This is a genomic window from Streptomyces sp. NPDC004284, assembly GCF_042874035.1.
In the GTDB taxonomy this organism is placed as follows: Bacteria; Actinomycetota; Actinomycetes; order Streptomycetales; family Streptomycetaceae; genus Streptomyces.
Genome location: NZ_JBIAMJ010000002.1, coordinates 684,854 through 699,620, shown reverse-complemented (window position 1 = coordinate 699,620; position 14,767 = coordinate 684,854). Strand labels below are relative to the sequence as shown.

Here is a 14,767-nt window from a genome sequence, read left to right as displayed (position 1 = left end):
CCGCCGGGGCCGGTTCCGGACGCCGCCTCCCCGGCGGCGTCGCCCCGTCCCGGCGGGTGCCGCCCCCACGACGGCACCCGCCAGGACGGCGGGCGCCACGGCGCCCGCCTCGGTCCTGCTCATTCCGGTCTGCTCTTCGGAACGCGTCGGCGGGCGCGCCGGGCGGGTGGTCGCCCCTCCCTGGCCTGCCGACACGCACCACTCTGCTCGATGCCTCTCACGTTCCGCTCACGTTCCGCTAACGCCGGGGGCGGGGCGGACCTGCGCGAACGGCCCCCGGCCCGCCCGCCGATCGGGTAGACCTGGGGGCGGAGCCGGCCGGTGGGGTGCACGCGCGCGAGGGCCGGTTCGCGGCGAGGCCGGCGGCGCGCCCCGGTCCTCGTCCCCGTGCGTCCACGTGATGGGGGAGACATGGCCGGCCGACGCAGGGCGATCGCCCGACTCCTGACGATGTCTCTGGCGGTGGGCCTGTGGGGCGGGGCGGCCGGCGGGACCGCCGTCCCCGCCCCGCGCGCGGCGGCCGCGTCCGAGGCCGACCAGACGACGATCTCCCACGACGACCTGCGCACCGGCTGGGACCCGGACGAGCCGGGGCTCGCCCCCGAGCAGGTGTCCGGCTCGGACTTCGGGCTGCGGTTCTCCGCCGCGGTCGACGGGCAGGTGTACGCCCAGCCGCTGGTGGTGGGCCGGACCGTGGTCGCGGCCACCGAGAACAACAAGGTGTACGGGATCGACGCGGCCACCGGCGCGATCGGCTGGACGAAGAGCCTCGGCGCGCCCTGGCCCGCCTCCGCCATCGGCTGCGGCGACCTGGTGCCGAACATCGGGGTCACCTCGACGCCGGTGTACGACCCGGCGAGCAACGCCGTGTACCTCACCGCGAAGGTGGACGACGGCCCGGACGTCCGGCATCCCGGCTGGTACGTGCACGCGCTCGACCCGGCGACGGGCGCCGAGCGCGCGGGCTGGCCGGTGAAGGTGGCGGGCGCCCCGGTGAACGACCCGGGCCGGGCGTTCAACCCGTACACCGCAGGCCAGCGCCCCGGGCTGCTGCTGATGGGCGGTTCGGTGTACGCGGCCTTCGCCTCGCACTGCGACCGGGGGCCGTACGTCGGCTACGTCATGGGCGTGAACACCTCGACGCGGAAGACGACGCTGTGGGCCACCGAGGACGCCTCCGCGAACGGCATGGCGGGGGTGTGGATGAGCGGGGGCGGTCTGGTCTCCGACGGTCCCGGCCGGATCCTGTTCTCGACGGGCAACGGGGTCTCCCCCGCTCCGGGTCCCGGCAACCGGCCGCCGGGCCAGCTCGCCGAGTCGGTGGTACGGCTCGGGGTGAACAGCGACGGCACGATGTCGGCGCAGGACTTCTTCAGCCCGTCCGACGCCTCGGTCCTCGACCTGAACGACACCGACCTCGGCTCGGGCGGCCCGGTGGCCCTCCCCGAGCCGGCCTTCGGGACCAGCCGGTATCCGCGGCTCCTCGTCGAGATCGGCAAGGACGGGCGGCTGTTCCTGCTGAACCGGGACGACCTCGGCGGGCGGAGCCAGGGCCCGGGCGGCACCGACAAGGTGCTCGGCACCTTCGGTCCGTACGAGGGCGTCTGGGGGCATCCCGCGGTGTACGGCGGGCAGGGCGGTTACGTGTACACCACCGGCAGCCGGGGTCCGCTGCGGGCGTTCGCGTACGGGCTCACCGGCTCGGGACTGCCGGGGCTCACCAACACGGGCAGCAGCGCTCAGGCCTTCGGCTACACGTCGGGCTCGCCGGTGGTGACGTCCACGGGGACGAATCCGGGTTCGGCGCTGGTGTGGGCCGTCACGGCGGACGGGGCGAACGGCGCCAACGGGCAGCTGCGCGCGTACGACGCGGTGCCCGTGAACGGGGCGCTGCGGCTGCGCTGGTCGGCTCCGATCGGCGTGGCCTCGAAGTTCTCGGTGCCGGCCACCGCGGGCGGGCGGATCTACGTGGGGACGCGGGACGGGCACGTGATGGCCTTCGGCCGTCCCGCCGACGCGGCGCTGACGGGTGGGCCGGTGGACGCCGGCGAGGTCGCGGTCGGGGCGACGGGGACGGTGACGGCCACCGTCACGGCGACCCGGGACGTGACGATCACCGGGGTGCGCACGCCGGCGGGCGGCGCGTTCTCGGCGTCCTCCACGGGGCTGCCCCGGACGCTGCGGGCGGGGCAGACCCACACCGCCCAGGTGTCGTTCTCGCCCTCCGGCCCCGGTCCGGACACCTCGGCCCTGACCTTCACCACCGACCTGGGCGACAGCGCGCTCGGCCTCACCGGGTACGGGACCCGGCCCGGCCTCCTCGCGTCCCCGGCCGCGCTCGACTTCGGCACGGTGCCCACGACGACGCGGAAGGCGCTCGGCGTGACGTTCACCAACACGGGGACGGCCGACGAGACGATCTCCTCGGTGTCGCCGCCCGGCAGCCCGTTCACCGCGTCCGACGCGCCGGCCGCCGGCACGGTCGTCCCGCCGAGGCGGTCCGTCACCGTGCAGGTGGCGTACGCGCCGACCGCCGCGGGGCAGCACACCGGGACGCTCGCCGTCACCGGGACGCACGGCACGGCGTCCGTCGCCCTGAGCGCCACCGCCGTGACCGGCCGGGCGCAGCTCACCATCACGCCCACCTCGACGGGCTTCGGGCAGGTGAAGGTCGGCGAGTCCGTGACGAAGACCTTCGACATCAGCAACACCGGCAACATCCCCCTCACCCTCACCAAGGCGAAGCCTCCGGCGGCTCCCTTCCACGTCACCAATCCGATCAGCGAGGGCCAGGTCCTCGGCCCGGAGGACGTCGTCCACCAGGCCGTCACCTTCTCCCCCACGGCCGTCGGCACGGCGTCGGCCGCGTACGAGCTGACCGCCGACGACGGGAGCGGTCCGCACGTCGAGACGCTGACCGGGTCGGGGGTCGCCGGGGGCACGGTCACCGTCCCCACGCCCGGCGCGGGCGGCTGGAAGCTGAACGGCTCCGCCCGGATCTCCGGGAACGACCTCCAGGTGACCCAGGCGAGCCCCTCCCAGCGGGGTTCGGCGGTCTGGCCCGTGCCGGTGCTGACCGACGGGCTCAAGGCCTCGTTCACGACGGTGATCGGCGGCGGCACCGGCGGCGACGGCCTCACGTTCTCGCTCCTCGACCCGGCGAGGACCACGCCTTCGGCGCTCGGCGGCGTCGGCGGCGGCCTCGGCTACGTGGGACTCCCGGGCGTGGCCGTCGCCTTCGACACCGTGCGGAACGCGGGCGATCCGTCGGCCAACTTCGTCGGCATCGCCACCGGGGGCTCCGGCTCGGCCCTCGCCTACGCGTCGACGACGTCGAGCGTGCCCGTCCTGCGGTCGGGGACCCACACCGTCTCCGTCGCGGTCGCCGGCAAGACCGTCACCGTCTCCGTGGACGGCACGCAGCGGCTGCGGACCACGGTCGCCTCGCTCACCCCGACCGCGCTGCTCGCCTTCACCGGCGGGACGGGCGGCGCGACCGACATCCACGCCGTGCGGGGCGCGTCGATCACCGCCGCCTCGTACGCCGTACCGCCGCCGGGCCCCAACGGCTGGAAGTACAACGGCAGCGCGGCGCTGTCGGGCACGAGCCTCGTCCTGACCCCGGCCCAGCCGTACCTGAAGGGCTCGGCGATCCAGGCCACCGCCGTGCCCTCCGCCCGGCTGCGGGCCCGCTTCACCGCCACCCTCTCGGGCGGCACCGGGGGCGACGGGCTCGCGCTGCTGCTGCTCGACGCGACCCGCGCGACCCCCACCGCCCTCGGCGGCGGGGGCGGCGGCCTCGGCTTCAGCGGTCTGGCGGGAGCGGCGGTCACCCTGGACACGCACCGCAACACCGGGGACCCGGCGTCGAACTTCGTGGGCGTCGCCACCGGCGGTTCGGGCACCACCCTCCGGTACGCGGCCACGTCCTCGGCCGTGCCCGCGCTCCGTACGGGCAGCCATGTGATCGACGTCAGCATGACCGCCGCCGGCCGTCTCGTCGTCCTGGTCGACGGCACCCGGATCATCGACGCGGCGGTGACGCTCCCCAGGAACGTCCTGGTCGGATTCTCCGCCGCCACCGGCGGACTGACGGACCGTCAAGTCGTCACGGGAGTACGGATCGGGTACTGAGGTCCTCCGCCCACCCTTCGAAGCACGTGCCCGGTCCCTTCCGACTGAAGCGAGCGATACCGATGACCGAACTGAGCCGGATCTACGTGGACGCGTGCCTGCGCGGGGACGGCGGGCTCGCGACGGCCGTCGCACGGGCCGAGCTGCCTCCCGCCTTCGAGGAGGCCTGGCGTCCGCACCTGCTACCCCGGCCCTGGTTCTTGTGCGCCGAGGAGACGGCCGCGTTCGCCCGGGACCTGGAGGGGCTGTTCGACCTCCTGCTCTCGCTGCCGGAGCGGCTCTTCGACGGGGACGTCGAGCGGTACGCGGCGGAGATCGGGCTCGAACCGGCGCTGGTGGCGCTGCTCCGCCGGGCCGGGTCGGGCGTCCCCGCCAAGCTGGGCCGCGCCGACGCGTACCACGACGGCACCGCGTTCAAGCTGCTGGAGTTCAACCTCGGCAGCGAGGTCGGCGGCCTCGACATGGACGTCTTCAACCAGTCGCTGCTGCGGGTCCCCGAGTTCGCCGGCTTCGCGCGCGAGCACGGCCTCGGCCATGTGGACATCGCCGCGCGGATGGCAGCCGTCCTGCGCGACCGGGCCCGTCCCGCCCTGTCCGGCTCCGCGGAACCGGTGATCGGGCTGATCGAGGGGCGCGGCGGTGTCGCCCCGTACGGACGGCTGATGCGCGCCACCCAGGAGGCGATGGCCGAGCAGGGCCTCGACCTGAGGATCGGCGAGATCGGCGCCGTACGCGCGCGTGCCGACGGAAAACTCACCCTGGACGGCACCCCGCTCGATCTGGTGCTGCGGAACTTCGCGGCGAGCCAGCTGCTCGACGACCCGGAGGGCCCGGAGGCGGCGGAGCCCTTCTTCCGTGCCCACGAGGCGGGCAGGACCGTGCTGTTCACGTCCCTGGAGAGCGGCCTCTACTCCCACAAGAGCGCCCTCGCCCTGCTCTCCGACCCGCTCCGGAGCGACGCCTTCGACGCCGGCGAGCGGGCTCTGATCGAGCGGGTCCTGCCGTGGAGCCGCACCCTGCGCGCCTCCGGTCCCGCCGAGCTGGTCGAGCTCTGCCGGGAGCGGCGGGAGCGGCTCATCCTCAAGCCCGGGGCCGGGTACGGAGGCCTGGACACGTTCGTCGGCTGGGAGCACACCGACGCCGAGTGGGGGAAGGCGCTGGACCTCGCGGTCGAGCGCGGCGGCTACGTGGCGCAGGAGCGGGTCGTGCCCCGCCCCGAGCCCGTCCACGACCCGGTGACCGGGACCGTGGACGACTGGATCGCGGCGCTGGGCCTCTTCCTCACCGACGACGGCTACGCGGGCGCGCACGCGCGCGTGAACCGTGCCGACGGCGGGGCGATCGTCGGGATGAGCAGCAACCCGGACACCCGCATGGTCGGGGTCTTCACACATCCCTGAGGGTGTTCCGTCCCCCGCCCCTCCGGTCCGGAGGGGCGGGGAACCGGCGAAGGGCCGGCGGGGTCAGCCGCCGTGGACGACGGTGGGTTCCGTGGTCCAGACGCGCATCGCGCGGGTGTCGGAGGTGTGGCGCGGCCAGGACTCGCCGGGGTCGAGGTCGCGGACGAAGCGGACCCAGGCCTCGTGGACGGCGTCGGCGAGGGCCTGGGGCGGGTTGTCGCCGAGGGCCTCGGGGACGCCGGGGGCGTCGAGGAGGTCGAAGGCGAAGGGGACGTCCACGCAGTGGTGGGCCAGGCCCTCGTAGCCGGGGGCGGTCGCCTCCCAGTCGAAGCGGTAGAGCCAGGTCGGGCGGCCGGCCCAGGCGCGGGCCTCGGCGATCTCCATGACGGGCTCCCGGAACATGGCCTCGGTCATCGCGGCCCCCAGTTCACGGGGCTCGACCATGTCGAACTCGTGGGCGGTGTGGCCGAGCATGAGCGGGACGTCCGCTCCGGCCAGACCGTCGACGAGCGCCTCGTGCACCGGTTCCGGCACGAGCTCGCCGTCGGCGAAGGGGGCGAGGACGACCATCGGCAGCTCGTCGCGGCCGGGACCGTCCACGTCCAGGTGGTCCTGGAGGTCGAGGAGTTCGTCGTCGGTCAGGTCGCGCAGGGCGGCGGCGGTGGCCGGGACGCCGGTGCGGGAGGTGAAGAGCGCCGCCACCGCCTCGGCCAGGTCCCTGCCCTGGGGTCGCATGACGGCGCCGGAGACGGATATCGCACCCCGGAACAGACCCCGCGCCGACGGGACGGCCAGCAGGGTCTGCACCGCGCCGCCGCCCGCCGACTGACCGGCGACGGTCACCTTGGCCGGATCCCCGCCGAAGGCCGCGATGTTGTCCCGCACCCACTCCAGGGCCGCGACCCAGTCCCGCACGCCCCGGTTGTCCGGAGCGTCCTCCAGGTGCAGGAACCCCTCGACACCCAGCCGGTAACCGACCGAGACCAGCACGACACCGTCCCGGTTGAACGCGGCCCCGTCGTACCACGGACTCGCCGCCGACCCCGCCACGTACCCACCACCGTGGATCCACACCAGCACCGGCAGACCCGCCCGCGGATCGGCCTCCGGCGTGAACACGTTCAGGTTCAACACCCCCTCCCCCGGGACCGACGGCTCCGGAATCGTCGTGACGTCCGCGAACGGACGACGCTGGGCCGTCGGCCCGTACGCCGTCGCGTCCCACGGCTCCGCCCACGCCTCCGGCGGCACCGGCGCCGCGAACCGCAGCTCACCCACCGGCGGCTGCGCGTACGGAATGCCCAGGAAACGCAGACTCCCGTCCGCGCGGCGCTCGCCGCGGACGGGGCCTCGGAGGGTGGTGACGAGGGGCTCGGTCATGAGAGGGGCTCCTGATGGGGGGTCAGTGTCGCGGGGCGTCGTGTTGGACGTACTGGCGGCGGAGACGTCGGGGCGGAGTTGATGCCGGTCAGCACCAGGTCGGGGGCCTGGTTCCGGCCGGCCTTGGCCTTCAGGCCGGCGCGCAGGGCGAGCTTGACGGTGTCGGCCGGGGTCGCGGACGGGGAGTTCCCGGTGCAGGGGCCGTCGGCCAGGCAGACGCCGTACACCGCGCCGCCGGAGGGCGCCTGGGCGCAGTCGTCCTGGTAGCCGGCGGGCAGGACGGCCCCCACGGCCGCGGGTCCGAGTCTTCGCGTGGTCGACGTCCTCGGCGGCATGTGCGTGTTCCCTTCGGTGGGGAGGGGTGCCGGGCGGCGCTCGGTCAGGTCGCGCCGCCCGGCGTCGCGGCTCCGGTGGGACCGCGAGTCCGGGAAGGGGTGTACCGCGCCTCAGCGCACCGACTTGATCGGGATGACCGCCGCCGCGCCGACCAGGGTGATGAGGGCTGCCGTGACGTACAGCCCGTCGTAGCCGACCGCGCCGACGAGCAGGGAGGCCAGGAGCGGGGCGAGGATCTGCGGGCCGGCGTTGGCGATGTTGAGGACGCCCATGTCGCGGGCCGCGTCGTCGGCGCTGGGCAGGACCAGGGTGACGAGGGCGGTGTCCACGGCCATGTAGCAGCCGAAGGCGAGGCCCGCGACGACGGTGAAGACCAGCATGCCGGTCCAGTCCGGCATGACGACCGGCACGAGCATCGCGAGGCCGGAGAGGGCACAGGACATGCCGACCAGGGGCTTGCGGCGGCCGATGCGGTCGGAGAGCACTCCGCCGAGGACGGTGGCGAGCAGGGTGGTGCCGGCGTCGATCGGGGCGAGGAAGGCGACGGCCTCGTTGGCGTCGAGCCCCTCGGGGAGCTTGATGTGGTCCTGGAGGATGTACATCTGGAAGAGCGAGACGGAGAAGAAGCCGAGCATCATCAGGAAGCGGCCGATGAAGACCCAGCGGAAGTCGGCCGACCTCATGGTGTCCGCGAAGGCGGCCAGCTGCTTGCGCAGCGGCACCGGTTCCGTCCTCGGCCGCTTGCGCTCCCGGACGACGGCGGTGAAGAGGACGGCCGCGCCGGCGATCACCGCGCCCATCACGAGGTAGCCGAAGGAGATGTCGGAGGGGACGAACAGGGCGGCGGTGGAGATGCCGACGGCGGAGCCGATGGGGGTGCCGATGCCGACCATCGCCGAGGCGAGGCCCCGGCGCTCGACGGGGACGCGGTCGGGGACGACGGCGGTGAGGGCGGCCTGGTAGATGTTCATCATCGCCTGGACGAGACACCAGCCGATGGTGACCAGGAGGACCGTGCGGGCGGCGCCGAGGAGCGCCAGCGCGCCGAGGGCCCCCAGACCGCCGCACAGGATCCAGGGGTTGCGCCGTCCCGAGCGGTCGGAGAGGAGTCCGGCCATCGGGTTGAAGAGGGTCGCGAAGATCGCGGCGACGCCGGAGACGAGACCGAAGTTGGCGACCTTGTTCGCCGGGTCGATCAGTTCGACCTGGACGGGCAGGAGGACCGCGCCGATGCCCATGTACAGCATGAACATGGCGGCGTTGGCCACCGTGAGCATGGGCATCAGACGGAACAGGTCGCCTCGGCGGGCGGCCGGGGCGGCGGCCTGCGGCTCCGTCGCCGCCGGGGCGGCCGGCCGGACTTCGGATGCGTTCATGTCGGGTCTCCTCGGCCGCGGCCCCGGGAGGCGGGCCGTGCGGCGGGTCATGCGTGAGCGGGGGGTGGTGCGTGAGGCGCGGTGGGCCGGTCAGCTGTCGAAGCCGAGACCGAAGCGGTCGAGGGTGCGCAGCCAGAGGTTGCGGCGTCCTTCGTTCAGGTCCGCGCGCGCCATGGACCACTTGGTGATGTTGATGCCGATCGAGCGGACGGGCTCGGGCGGGAAGGGCAGCGGCTTGCGGCGTACGAGTTCCAGGCGGGTGCGCTCGGTGTACTCGCCCGCGAGCAGGTCGAGCAGCACGTCGGCACCGAAACGGGTGGCGCCGACACCGAGGCCGGTGTAGCCGGCGGCGTAGGCGACCTTGCCGTGGTGACTCGTGTCAAAGAAAACGCAGAAACGGGTGCTGGTGTCAATGGCCCCGCCCCAGGCGTGACTGAACCGAAGCCCTTCCAGCTGCGGGAAGGTCGTGAAGAAGTGCTCGGCGAGCGTCGCGTACGTCTCGGGCCGGCGGTCGTGCTCGGCACGGACGGGACCACCGTGGTAGACGGCGTCGTACCCGCCCCAGAGGATGCGGTTGTCGGCGGACAGCCGGACGTAGTGGAACTGGTTGGCGCAGTCCGCGAAGCCCTGGCGGCGGCTCCAGCCGACGGAGGCGAGCTGCTCCTCGCTGAGCGGCTCGGTCATCAGCGCGTAGTCGTACACGGGCACGGTGTACGGGCGGTGGCGCCGGAGCAGGGAGGGGTAGGCGTTGGTGGCGAGGGCGACGCGGCGGGCGGTGATCCGGCCGTAGGGGGTGCCGACGCTCACGACCGCGCCGTGCTCGTCGAGCGAGGTCGCGGGGGTGTGCTCGTGGATCCGGACGCCGAGGTCGAGGCAGGCCTGCTTGAGACCCCAGGCGAGGCGGGCGGGGTTGACCATGGCCACGTCGTTCTTGTTCCACAGGCCGCCGAGGAAGGTCGGGGAGTCGATCTCCGCGCGGACGGCGTCGGCGTCGAGCAGGAGGTGCTCGCCTCCGTGGCGGGCGGCGGCCTCGGCCTCTTCCGCGAGGCCCGCGAGCTGGTAGCGCTCGGTGGCGACGACGAGGGAGCCCGTGCGCTCCCACTCGCAGTCGATGCCGTGGCGCTCGATGGCGTCCTCGATGGCCTGGAGGTTCTCGCGGCCGAGGCGTTCCAGTCGGCCGATCTCGTCGGGCCAGCGCTCGATGCCGTTGGCCAGGCCGTGGGTGAGGCTGGCCTCGCAGAATCCGCCGTTGCGACCGGAGGCGGCGCCGCCGACCTCTTCGGCCTCGACGAGCACGACGTCGGCGGAGGGGTCGCGCTCCTTGGCGATGAGGGCGGTCCACAGGCCGGTGTAGCCGCCGCCGACCACGAGGAGGTCGCAGGTGGTGCCGCCGACGAGGGCGGGGGCGGCCTGCGGCCGGCGGGGGTCGTCGAGCCAGAACGGAGTGTGGTCGACGTCCCGGAGCGAGCTGAGGTGGTCCATGGGGGTTCCTTCGGGGTCGCGGAGACGCCCGGGCGCCGGGAATCTCCGAAGTGCCGCCATGAGACTCCGCCGCGCGCAACAAGGTCAATGGTGTTGACATAAGCGCGCCCACCGGGGCGCGGCCGCGGGACGCCCGCAGGTGACGCCCCCGGGCCGGGGAGCCGCACCGGTCACACCGGGCACGCCGACCGCACCGAAGTCGCCCTGGTCACACAGGAGTCACCCTGGTCGAACCGACCGCTCCGGCCGCTCCGGCCGCACCGGAGTCGCCCCGCCGCACCGGAGCCCCGCCCCGGCCGCCCCCGCCGTCACACCTCCGGCTCCCAGCGGTCGAGGATCTCCTCCGCGATGCGCCGGGCGCCCGGCTCGAAGCGGCTGGAGAGTGCGCGGAAGAGCGTTTCGGCGGACTCGGCGGGCCAGTCGGCGGGCAGGTGCTCGGCGGGCAGGTGGGGGTCGCGGCGGACCAGGTCGAGCCAGTCGGTGTGGAGGAGGAGGAGCCGGCCCAGGTCGTCGTGCGCCTCGGCGGGGGCGGCGGTGTCCCAGCGGGCCAGGAAGGCTCGGTAGCCCTCGGCGATCGCGTCGATGTCGAAGGCGGCGCGGAGCAGGGGGCCCGCCTCGGTGGGCGCGGCGGCCTCGCCGTGGAAGGCCCTGATACGGTCCCCGAGCCCGAGCTCGGCCGCGAGGGGGGCGACGTCCACCCGCCCGGGGGCCGCCCAGAGGCCGCTCTGCAGCGGGCCGAAGCCCGCCCACACGAGCCGCGAGCGCAGGTCGTGGCGTTCCCGGCGCCAGGATTCGGGCAGCGAGAAGCCGACCAGGGTCCAGGTGCCGTCCCAGTCGCGGTTGACGGCGCCGGTGCGGTGGATCCGCTCCTGCCCGTCGGTGAGGACCTCCGCGGCGCGGGGCGTGAGCGAGAAGTACATCCGGCGGCCGCGCCGGTGCCGCGCGAGCAGTCCGCGGGCGACCATGCGGGTCAGCGTGGAGCGGACGGCGTCCTCGCCGACGTCCACGCGGGCGAAGGCGTCGATCACGCTCGCCGAGGACAGGGCTGTCCCGGTGCCGAGGACGTGGATGCCGAAGAAGGTCAGCATCAGGGACTGGGGGCGGGGCGGAGCGCCGGGCTCGGCGGGAGGTCCGGTCTCGGCGGTCGGGGCGGGCTGTGTCACGGGGACAGCGTAGGGCGGGTTCCGGGAACCCGTACCCGACATTCGGCAATTCATTGACGGCCGACAAAAGAATGCCTAACTTGTTCGCTCGACGGTGTGCGACCGGTCGCGATCCCCCGCGCCCCACGCCGTGTTCACGGGAAAGGACCCCCGTTCATGACTCATGTGGATCTCTCCGGCAAGGTCGCCGTCGTCACCGGCAGCGGCCGCGGACTCGGCCTCGCCTACGCCCGCTCGCTGGCCGCCGCCGGCGCCTCCGTGGTGATCAACGACGTCGACACCGACGCCGCCGTCGAGGCCGTGCGCCTGATCGCCGCCGACGGCGGACAGGCCGTCGCCGAGGTGGTCCCGGTCGGCTCCGCCGAGGCCGCCGAGGCCCTCGTCGCCCGCGCCGTCGACACGTACGGCCGGCTCGACGTCATGGTCACCAACGCCGGCGTCCTGCGGGACCGGGTGCTGTGGAAGATGACGGACGAGGACTTCGACACCGTCGTCGAGGTGCACCTGCGCGGCACCTTCACCTGCGTCCGCGCCGCCGTCGAGCGGATGCGCGCCCAGGGCGAGGGCGGCAGGATCGTCGTCGCCGGCTCCCCCGCCGGACAGCGCGGCAACTTCGGGCAGACCAACTACGCCGCCGCCAAGGCCGGGATCGCCGCCATGGTGCGCACCTGGGGCATGGAGCTGGCGAAGGCCGGCATCACGGCGAACGCCGTCATCCCGGTCGCCGCGACCGCCATGACCAAGACGATCCCCGTCTTCGCCCCGCACGTCGAGGCCCTGGAGAAGGACGGCATCGCGTTCCCCGACAGCCTGCGCAAGGGCGAGGGCTTCGGCACGCCCGAGGACGTCGCCGGTCTGGTGACCTTCCTCGCCTCGGACGCCGCCGCCGGGGTCACCGGCCAGTGCGTCGGCATCGGCGGCGACAAGCTCTCCCTGTGGTCGCACCCGCAGGAGGTGTCGGTGGCGTACGCCGACGGCGGCTGGAGCGCCGAGGCGATCGCGGCCGCCTGGCCGGTGACCGTCGGCCGCACCCCCGAGACCTTCGGCATCCCGGCGCCGCAGCTGTGAGCGGCGACGTCCCGGCGTCCTCGATGAACCTGGACGCGCTCGTCGCCATCGACATGCACACCCACGCCGAGGTGTCCGAGAAGGGCGGGGCGTCGCTCTCCGCCGAGCTCGACGCCGCCGCGGGCGCGTACTTCAAGGCGGAGCACCGCCACCCCACGCTGCCGGAGATCGCCACGTACTACCGTGAGCGACAGATGGCCTGCGTGGTGTTCACGGTGGACGCGGAGTCGGCGACCGGCACCCCGCCGGTGCCGAACGAGGAGATCGCCGAGGCCGCGCTGAAGAACCCGGACGTGATCATCCCGTTCGCCGGCGTCGACCCGTACAAGGGGAAGGCGGCGGTCCGTCAGATCCGGCGGCTCGTCGAGGAGTTCGGGGTCAGGGGCTTCAAGTTCCACCCGAACATCCAGGCCTTCCACCCCAACGACCGGATGGCCTACCCGCTGTACGAGGCGATCGAGGAGGCCGGCGCGATCGCCGTCTTCCACACCGGGCAGACGGGCATCGGCGCGGGCGCTCCCGGCGGCGGGGGCATCCGGCTGAAGTACTCGAACCCGATGGACGTGGACGACGTCGCCGCGGACTTCCCGGGGATGAGGATCGTCCTCGCCCACCCGTCCTTCCCCTGGCAGGACGAGGCGCTCGCGGTGGCCACCCACAAGCCGCAGGTGTACATCGACCTGTCGGGCTGGTCGCCGAAGTACTTTCCGCCGCAGCTGGTCCGGTACGCCAACAGCCTCCTGAAGGACAAGGTGCTGTTCGGCTCCGACTTCCCGCTGCTCGCCCCGGACCGCTGGCTGGCGGACTTCGCGGAGCTCCCGATCAAGGACGAGGTCCGTCCGAAGATCCTCAAGGAGAACGCGGCCGCGCTGCTCGGTCTCACCGGACGCTGAGGGGTACCCCATGCGCAACCAGGGCATCGGCTCCTGGCCCGCCCGCCGCGACCGCAAGTCGCCCCGGCGCGCGGCCCTCCTGCACGAGGGCCGCGCGATCGACTACGCCGAACTCCACGACCGCTGCGCCCGGTTGGCCCACGCCCTGCGGGGCGTCGGGGTCGAGCGCGGCGACCGGGTGGCGTATCTCGGCCCCAACCACCCGGCGTACCTGGAGACGCTCTTCGCGACCGGGCTCCTCGGGGCGGTGTTCGTCCCGCTCAACACCCGGCTCGCCGTACCGGAGTTGCTGCACCAACTGGCCGACTCCGGCAGCAACGTCCTGGTGCACGCCGGGCAGTCGGCCGAGCGGGTGACGGAGCTCGCGGAAGGGGCGGCCCTCGCCACCCTCCTCGCCGTGGACGGCGGGCCGGGAAGCTCGTACGAGGAGCTGCTCGCGGCCGCCCCGGCGGAGCCGCTCGACGAGGAGGTGGGGCACGAGGACGTCTGCCTCATCATGTACACCTCGGGCACCACCGGCCGCTCCAAGGGCGCCGTCCTCACCCACGGCAACATCGTCTGGAACAGCCTCAACGTCCTCGTGGACACCGACCTCGCCGGCGACGAGGTGGCACTGGTCTCCGCGCCGCTCTTCCACACGGCGGCGCTCAACATGAGCTGTCTGCCGACCCTGCTGAAGGGCGGCACGGTCCTCCTGGAGTCCTCCTTCGACCCGGACCGCACCCTGCGGCTCATCGAACAGCACCGGGTGACCTGCATGTTCGGCGTGCCGACGATGTACGACGCGATGGCGGCGGCCCCCGGCTGGGCGGACGCGGACCTGACCAGTCTGCGCACCCTGCTCTGCGGCGGCGCCCCGGTGCCCAGCCGCACCGCCTCCGCCTATGTCGACCGGGGGCTCGCCTTCGTCCAGGGGTACGGCATGACGGAGACCGCGCCGGGCGCCCTCATCCTGGACCGGGCGGACTCGCTGAGCCGGGCCGGTTCGGCGGGCGTCCCGCACTTCTTCACCGACGTACGGGTGGTGCTGCCGTCCGGAGAGGAGGCGGCGCCCGGCGAGAAGGGCGAGGTCGTCGTCTCGGGGCCGAACGTCACCCCGGGCTACTGGAACCTCCCGGAGGCGACCGCCGCGGCCTTCCGCGACGGAGGGCGCTTCCGGTCGGGCGACGTGGCCACCGTCGACGAGGACGGCTACGTCCGGCTCGTCGACCGCCTCAAGGACATGATCATCTCGGGCGGGGAGAACATCTACCCCGCCGAGGTCGAGGACGCCCTGCTCGGGCACCCGGACGTCGCCGAGGCGGCCGTCATCGGCGTGCCCGACGCCCGCTGGGGCGAGGTGGGACGGGCCGTCGTCGTCACCCGCGAGGGCGCGACCGTCACCGAAGCGGAGCTGATCGTCCACCTGGAGGGCCGGCTCGCCCGCTACAAGATCCCGCGGAGCGTCGTCCTCGTTCCCGAACTCCCCCGCAACGCCGCCGGAAAGCTGCTCAAGGCCCCCATCCGGGCGCTCTACGGCACCGACAACTGACACC

Annotated in this window: 10 protein-coding genes; 5 read left to right on the top strand and 5 right to left on the bottom strand. The window is 73.8% G+C overall.

What is annotated here, in order from left to right; all coding sequences use genetic code 11:
• The first annotated feature begins 450 nt into the window (after nt 1–450).
• Entirely contained in the window at nt 451–4,134 is a 3,684-nt protein-coding gene (locus ACFYUS_RS08310; protein WP_388847195.1) for a choice-of-anchor D domain-containing protein, read from the top strand.
• Nucleotides 4,135–4,196: 62 nt separating this feature from the next.
• Nucleotides 4,197–5,534: a hypothetical protein gene (locus tag ACFYUS_RS08305; RefSeq protein WP_388847193.1), complete on the top strand. Its 1,338-nt coding sequence runs from the start codon at nt 4,197–4,199 to the stop codon at nt 5,532–5,534.
• 63 nt (nt 5,535–5,597) lie between these two features.
• Here the strand turns inward: ACFYUS_RS08305 and ACFYUS_RS08300 are convergent, their stop codons facing one another.
• The 5 genes from ACFYUS_RS08300 to ACFYUS_RS08280 form a co-directional block, all read right to left on the bottom strand.
• A complete protein-coding gene (locus tag ACFYUS_RS08300; protein ID WP_388847191.1) occupies nt 5,598–6,914 on the bottom strand; it encodes a carboxylesterase/lipase family protein in 1,317 nt (438 codons plus the stop codon).
• The gene (locus ACFYUS_RS08295; protein WP_388847189.1) at nt 6,911–7,249 is read right to left on the bottom strand and encodes a hypothetical protein; all 339 of its coding nucleotides are present in this window, start codon (nt 7,247–7,249) and stop codon (nt 6,911–6,913) included. Before ACFYUS_RS08295 ends, ACFYUS_RS08300 begins: the two co-directional genes overlap by 4 nt.
• A gap of 111 nt (nt 7,250–7,360) precedes the next feature.
• Complete coding sequence (locus ACFYUS_RS08290; protein ID WP_388847187.1) at nt 7,361–8,626, bottom strand: MFS transporter; 1,266 nt, start codon at nt 8,624–8,626, stop codon at nt 7,361–7,363.
• A 90-nt stretch (nt 8,627–8,716) separates the two neighbouring features.
• Nucleotides 8,717–10,108 carry an NAD(P)/FAD-dependent oxidoreductase gene (locus tag ACFYUS_RS08285; RefSeq protein WP_388847185.1) on the bottom strand — a complete coding sequence of 464 codons (1,392 nt, stop codon included), beginning with the start codon at nt 10,106–10,108 and terminating at the stop codon, nt 8,717–8,719.
• A 308-nt stretch (nt 10,109–10,416) separates the two neighbouring features.
• Nucleotides 10,417–11,271 carry a PaaX family transcriptional regulator C-terminal domain-containing protein gene (locus tag ACFYUS_RS08280; RefSeq protein WP_388847183.1) on the bottom strand — a complete coding sequence of 285 codons (855 nt, stop codon included), beginning with the start codon at nt 11,269–11,271 and terminating at the stop codon, nt 10,417–10,419.
• Between the two features lie 156 nt (nt 11,272–11,427).
• On the opposite strand from ACFYUS_RS08280, the gene ACFYUS_RS08275 reads away from it, so the two are divergent.
• The 3 genes from ACFYUS_RS08275 to ACFYUS_RS08265 are packed head-to-tail and all read left to right on the top strand — an operon-like array spanning nt 11,428 to nt 14,763.
• Nucleotides 11,428–12,339, top strand: a complete 912-nt coding sequence (locus ACFYUS_RS08275; protein WP_388847181.1) for an SDR family NAD(P)-dependent oxidoreductase — start codon at nt 11,428–11,430, stop codon at nt 12,337–12,339.
• A gap of 23 nt (nt 12,340–12,362) precedes the next feature.
• The gene (locus tag ACFYUS_RS08270; protein WP_388847772.1) at nt 12,363–13,232 is read left to right on the top strand and encodes an amidohydrolase family protein; all 870 of its coding nucleotides are present in this window, start codon (nt 12,363–12,365) and stop codon (nt 13,230–13,232) included.
• A 10-nt stretch (nt 13,233–13,242) separates the two neighbouring features.
• On the top strand, nt 13,243–14,763 hold the full coding sequence (locus tag ACFYUS_RS08265; RefSeq protein ID WP_388847179.1) for a long-chain fatty acid--CoA ligase: 1,521 nt from the start codon (nt 13,243–13,245) through the stop codon (nt 14,761–14,763).
• Nucleotides 14,764–14,767 lie beyond the last annotated feature (4 nt).

Coding starts and splice junctions, on each gene's coding strand:
- ACFYUS_RS08310 (WP_388847195.1), top strand. CDS start 451: ATGTCTCTGGCGGTGGGCCTGTGGGGCGGGGCGGCCGGCGGGACCGCC.
- ACFYUS_RS08305 (WP_388847193.1), top strand. CDS start 4,197: ATGACCGAACTGAGCCGGATCTACGTGGACGCGTGCCTGCGCGGGGAC.
- ACFYUS_RS08300 (WP_388847191.1), bottom strand. CDS start 6,914: ATGACCGAGCCCCTCGTCACCACCCTCCGAGGCCCCGTCCGCGGCGAG.
- ACFYUS_RS08295 (WP_388847189.1), bottom strand. CDS start 7,249: ATGCCGCCGAGGACGTCGACCACGCGAAGACTCGGACCCGCGGCCGTG.
- ACFYUS_RS08290 (WP_388847187.1), bottom strand. CDS start 8,626: ATGAACGCATCCGAAGTCCGGCCGGCCGCCCCGGCGGCGACGGAGCCG.
- ACFYUS_RS08285 (WP_388847185.1), bottom strand. CDS start 10,108: ATGGACCACCTCAGCTCGCTCCGGGACGTCGACCACACTCCGTTCTGG.
- ACFYUS_RS08275 (WP_388847181.1), top strand. CDS start 11,428: ATGACTCATGTGGATCTCTCCGGCAAGGTCGCCGTCGTCACCGGCAGC.
- ACFYUS_RS08270 (WP_388847772.1), top strand. CDS start 12,363: ATGAACCTGGACGCGCTCGTCGCCATCGACATGCACACCCACGCCGAG.
- ACFYUS_RS08265 (WP_388847179.1), top strand. CDS start 13,243: ATGCGCAACCAGGGCATCGGCTCCTGGCCCGCCCGCCGCGACCGCAAG.